General features: G+C 69.9%; 8 protein-coding genes and 1 pseudogene. 8 read left to right on the top strand and 1 reads right to left on the bottom strand.

The genetic code is table 11. From position 1 onward, the window contains the following. The 4 genes from ACTWQJ_RS47265 to ACTWQJ_RS47250 all read left to right on the top strand — a co-directional run. A partial coding sequence (locus ACTWQJ_RS47265; protein ID WP_443312548.1) for a TerD family protein occupies positions 1-135 on the top strand: 135 nt, incomplete at its 5' end. Between the two features lie 89 nt (positions 136-224). Then, positions 225-896: a hypothetical protein gene (locus tag ACTWQJ_RS47260; RefSeq protein WP_443312547.1), complete on the top strand. Its 672-nt coding sequence runs from the start codon at positions 225-227 to the stop codon at positions 894-896. 81 nt (positions 897-977) lie between these two features. After that, positions 978-1562 (top strand): TerD family protein, encoded by a 585-nt coding sequence (locus tag ACTWQJ_RS47255; protein WP_443312546.1) that lies wholly within the window; start codon positions 978-980, stop codon positions 1560-1562. Positions 1563-1705: 143 nt separating this feature from the next. Then, a complete protein-coding gene (locus ACTWQJ_RS47250; RefSeq protein WP_443312545.1) occupies positions 1706-1984 on the top strand; it encodes a twin-arginine translocase TatA/TatE family subunit in 279 nt (92 codons plus the stop codon). Positions 1985-1995: 11 nt separating this feature from the next. Here ACTWQJ_RS47250 and ACTWQJ_RS47245 read toward each other — a convergent pair whose 3' ends face one another. After that, positions 1996-2127 carry a hypothetical protein gene (locus ACTWQJ_RS47245; protein WP_443312544.1) on the bottom strand — a complete coding sequence of 44 codons (132 nt, stop codon included), beginning with the start codon at positions 2125-2127 and terminating at the stop codon, positions 1996-1998. 44 nt (positions 2128-2171) lie between these two features. On the opposite strand from ACTWQJ_RS47245, the gene ACTWQJ_RS47240 reads away from it, so the two are divergent. The 4 genes and pseudogenes from ACTWQJ_RS47240 (at position 2172) to ACTWQJ_RS47225 (ending at position 3371) form a co-directional block, all read left to right on the top strand. Further along, positions 2172-2606 (top strand): IS3 family transposase, encoded by a 435-nt coding sequence (locus ACTWQJ_RS47240; RefSeq protein WP_443312543.1) that lies wholly within the window; start codon positions 2172-2174, stop codon positions 2604-2606. Next, a pseudogene (locus tag ACTWQJ_RS47235) lies at positions 2603-2734 on the top strand (IS3 family transposase); the annotation flags it as partial. The gene ACTWQJ_RS47240 and the pseudogene ACTWQJ_RS47235, both read left to right, overlap by 4 nt. A gap of 107 nt (positions 2735-2841) precedes the next feature. Next, positions 2842-3057, top strand: coding sequence for a hypothetical protein (locus tag ACTWQJ_RS47230; protein ID WP_443312549.1), 216 nt, complete (start codon positions 2842-2844; stop codon positions 3055-3057). Beyond that, positions 3054-3371: a transposase gene (locus tag ACTWQJ_RS47225; protein WP_443312542.1), complete on the top strand. Its 318-nt coding sequence runs from the start codon at positions 3054-3056 to the stop codon at positions 3369-3371. The genes ACTWQJ_RS47230 and ACTWQJ_RS47225 overlap by 4 nt, the downstream gene beginning before the upstream one ends. Positions 3372-4319 lie beyond the last annotated feature (948 nt).

Raw genomic sequence — 4319 nt, 5'->3', positions numbered from 1 at the left:
GACGCCGCCACCGAGACCGCGATGGTCTTCGGCGAGCTCTACCGCAACGGCGCCGAGTGGAAGTTCCGCGCCGTAGGCCAGGGGTACGCATCCGGGCTGGCCGGGATCGCCGCCGACTTCGGCGTCAACGTCTGACACAGCCGGGCCCGCCCCCCGGGCCTGCTCCCCCGGGGCGGGCACACCCTCTTCCAGCGCCGAAGCACCCCCACCCCTCAGGAGACCACGTGGCCGACCCCTCTGGCCTCCGCCCCGAGGACCGGGCGGACTTCGAGGCCGTACTGCACCTGGCGCTGAACACCCCGGACATCTTGAGCGCTCTGCGCGCCGACCCGACCGGCCGCGCCGCCACGCGCCTGCGCATCCGGGCACTCGCCGACATCAACGAGATCACGGCCGCGGCACACAGCGAGTACCACGCCTATCTCACCCGTCTCGCCCTGAGCACGTCCGCCGAGGAGGCCGCCCCGCGCCGGCCCGCCGGCGCCGGCCTGATGGCCGCCCTCGCGGTGCTCACACCACCGGTGGCCGCCTCGTCCGCCGCTGTCCTGCTCATACTCGGCTACCTGCCGCAGCTGACCGACGTTCGGGGCACACTGCCCGGCTCGCTCATCACCGCCGGCTGGGTCCTCGCTCTCATTGCAGCCGCAAGCACCCTCATCGCCCTCGCCGCACTGCTGGGCACGGCGATACGCGGGCGCGGCACCTCCGCGCACCCCGCCCGGCTGGAACAGGCACGGCTGGACTGGCAGCAGGCCCTGCTGGAACGCGGCATGCTGCCCCACCTGCGCCGGTACCTCGGCGAGGATCCACCCCTCGACTCCGCGCCGCCGACGCCACCGTCCTCCCCCGCCACCCCCACCGCCGGCTCCAAGAACGGCCCTCCGCTCACCGGATAACGGCCGCGCCGGTCCCGACGGCCGAGCAGACGCTCCCGCACACTTCCATCAGCAGCGCCAAACCCGAAGGAGAGCACCCCCATGTCGGTCAACATGACCAAGGGCCAGCAGATCAGCCTGAACAAGGCCGACGGCAGCGCCCTGAACTCCGTCCGGATGGGCCTGGGCTGGCAAGCCGCACCCCGCAAAGGATTCCTCGCCAAACTCACCGGAGGCGGAGAAATCGACCTGGACGCCTCAGCCGTACTCTTCGCCGCCGGGCAGCCGGTCGACGTCGTCTTCTTCCAACACCTGACCAGCGACGAAGGCTCCGTCCGGCACACCGGCGACAACCTCACCGGCGGGGCCGGCGCCGGAGGCGACGACGAGGCCATCCTCGTCGACCTGGCCCGCGTCCCCGCGCAGATCGACCAGATCGTCTTCACGGTCAACTCCTTCACCGGCCAGACCTTCGCCGAAGTGCAGAACGCCTTCTGCCGCCTGGTCGACGAGACCACCGGAGCCGAACTGGCCCGCTACACCCTCACCGGAGGCGGCCACCACACCGCCCAGATCATGGCCAAGGTCCACCGCACCGGCGGAAACTGGCAGATGAAGGCCATCGGCGAACCAGCCACCGGCCGCACCTTCCAGGACCTGCTGCCGTCCATCGCACCCCACCTGTAGGCCCGGGGGCAGAACACAGGTCCGGCGCCCCCGTGGCGGGCACGGCAACCGATCACCAGCCGAGACGGCGATACCGCTGTCCCCGCGTCCCCCGATACGCTCGGCCGCACCCGGCCCGGGCCACAACAGCAGACAGGACCCGCATGTTCGGACTGAGCGAGCTCGCGATCATCCTCATCGTCGTCATAGCCGTTCTCGCCGCCAAGAAGCTCCCCGACCTCGCCCGCTCCGCGGGCAAGTCGGCCCGCATCCTCAAGGCCGAGGCCAGGGCCATGAAGGAAGAGCAGGCGCTGGCCGGGGAGCCGACGACGCCCCGCGTGATCGAGGGAGAGACCGTCACCCCCGGCCCCACCACCGCGCCTGCCAAGGTGCCCCGGCCCGCCACGCCGCCGGACGCCGGAGACTCCCGCACCCAGGACTGACGCGCGCCCGATCACGCTCCCAGGGCACGCAGCAGCATGGGCAGGGAGTGGTGCAACTCCCGTTCCCCGTACGCCGGATGGTGAGTGCCGGTGTGGAAGTGGCTGGCCACCGGTGCGCCGAGCCGCCGTAGCCGGGTGTCCAAGGACCGGGTGAGGTCGCGGATGTCCTCGAACGCTGCATGGTCCCGTGGGTGACGTAGCTGCGGCGGACCCGGCCGCCGTGGCCGGGGTGATCAGCGACAACAGGACCGGGCACGGCATCCCGCACACCGTCTCGTGCCGCGCTCCCGGCGTGAGCGAGTCATGGTTCTACAAGTGGCGCGACCGGCGGCCCACCGGGCGTGAACTGCGCAGAAAGCGGCTGGCCGACGAGATCAAGGAGATCTTCACCGAGTCTGGTGGCACCTACGGATCACCGAAGATCTTCATCCTGCTGGTCCGCAAGGGCTGGCGGGTCTCGGTGAACACCGTCGTGAAGCTGATGGCCGAACCCGGCCTCGTCGCCCGGGCGGTGAGACGCCGAAGCGGGCTGACCAGGCCGGGGAAGCGGCCTGCGGCCCCGACTTCGTCAAGCGGGACTTCACCGCCGAGGAACCCGATCTCGTCTGGGCGGGCGACATGACGGAGATCGTCACCGAGGAGGGCAAGCTCTGTCTCGCCACGGTCATCGACCTGTTCTCCCGGCGCCTGCTCGGCTACGCGATGGGCGCCCACCACGACGCGGACCTGGTCGTGGCCGCGCTGAACATGGCAGCGGCCACCCGCGGTGGGGACGTCCGTGGCGTGATCTTCCATTCGGATCGCGGGAGCAAGCCCGAACTCAACTGGTCGTTGACACGGGAGGCAAGTGGGGAGCTTTGCCGCAGGGCTTCCCTTTCTTCAAGACGGTGTTCGGGTTGTTCACCCGGTGGGGTGCGGCCGGGGTCTTCATCCTCATCCGCGACCAGCTGCGGCGCCGGGTGCGGCGGAGCATGGGCAAGTTGCCGCACGCCGTCGCCACGGTGATCGGCTCCCGGTCCGTCAGGGTCGCCGCCACGGTGGCGCGGTCCGTGTCCGGCTTTGACGCGGGATGAAGGTGCCGGGCGGGAAGAGACACATCGTTGTAGACACTCGGGGGTTGCCCCTGTTCGTCGGGGTGGCGCCGGCCGGTGTGCACGACAGCGTGGCCGTCGGCGAAGTATTCTTTCGACTTCGCCTGATACATCCCGAACTGGCTGTCGTGTGGACTGACTCGGCCTGTGCGGGTGCGCCTGTCGACGGGGCGGAGTTCTTCCGGGGGCTGGCGGTCAGGGCGGTGAGCAGGCCCAAGGGCGCCCAGGGCTTGGTGATCCTGCCGCTTAGGTGGGTGGTCGAGAGGTCGCTTGTGTGGCTGTTGCACTGCCGCTGATGCGCCCGGGGCTGCGAGCCTCCCGCAGCACTCCGAAGCAATGCTCGCCCTCGCGGCCGTCAGCCTCATGACCGGTCGGCTCGCCGGCAGCCTGTCCGCCCAGCTGCTGCGGCTCCCCGGCCGGCGTCAGCTGTCCAAGCTGCGTGCTCACGCACGGCGATCCAGGCGGTGGCCAGTTGGCTGCTCATGTGGATGAGCGCCTGTTGTGAAGCGATGGCTTGGGGGACCCTCCCGGGGGTCCTGCGCGGAGATCCGCTGGCAGGAGCGGGCGGGGGAGTCGAGGATTTCCTCGGCTGTTGTGGTCGAGATGATCGGCTTGGGGTCCTCGTTCCAGTCCTGGACCCAGGCGTGGTTGTGGGCCTGGAGAGTCTGGGCGTTGTTGTGTGTGTCGCACGGCGAGTCGTCTGCGGACAAGTCGATGACCGCCGCCCGTGCCGGGCGGAACTCGTGCTGGCCGCAGCGGAGATGGCGGAGATCGCACTGCGAGGCATGGTCTCACCGATCGCCCCGCGGAGGGGTTCAGCTCCCCGCCGAACCGGGACGGTTGAAGTCGGTGGCGCCCGGGGTGGTGTGGAGGGTTGCCGTGGGTCCCCTGGCTTCGGGCCGGCTGGAGTCGTGCTCGGTGTCGTGCTCCGCTTCTGCGTCCGGACAGGGGGAGGGCGGCGTCTTTGCGTGCCGTGACGTTCTCGTACTGGCGGATGAGCTCGGCCACGTGTGTTGTGTGTTCTGCGGATCCCTCGTTGAGTCGTTGTTGTGCTCTGAGCAGTTCGCCGTGGATGGTTGCGTATGAGCCGCACAGTTTGATGGTCTCTTCGGTCCTCTCGCTCAGCCCGGTGACGTGTGGGGCAGCGATGGCGAGTGCGGAGACGCCTGTGAGTACGGAGAGGACCACCTGCGCGGTGAGCGGCGGGGCATGGGAGATGAGGGGCCACGCCATGAGGCCTGTGC

It is taken from the genome of Streptomyces sp. KR55, from assembly GCF_052245645.1.
Taxonomy (GTDB): Bacteria; Actinomycetota; Actinomycetes; order Streptomycetales; family Streptomycetaceae; genus Streptomyces; species Streptomyces flavusporus.
The sequence above is the reverse complement of the archived record's forward strand: the minus strand, read 5'-3'. Positions and strand labels throughout refer to the sequence as shown.

Excerpts from the sequence above, each read along its gene's own strand:
- ACTWQJ_RS47225 (WP_443312542.1), top strand. The coding sequence starts at position 3,054 with ATGAAGGTGCCGGGCGGGAAGAGACACATCGTTGTAGACACTCGGGGG.
- ACTWQJ_RS47250 (WP_443312545.1), top strand. The coding sequence starts at position 1,706 with ATGTTCGGACTGAGCGAGCTCGCGATCATCCTCATCGTCGTCATAGCC.
- ACTWQJ_RS47255 (WP_443312546.1), top strand. The coding sequence starts at position 978 with ATGTCGGTCAACATGACCAAGGGCCAGCAGATCAGCCTGAACAAGGCC.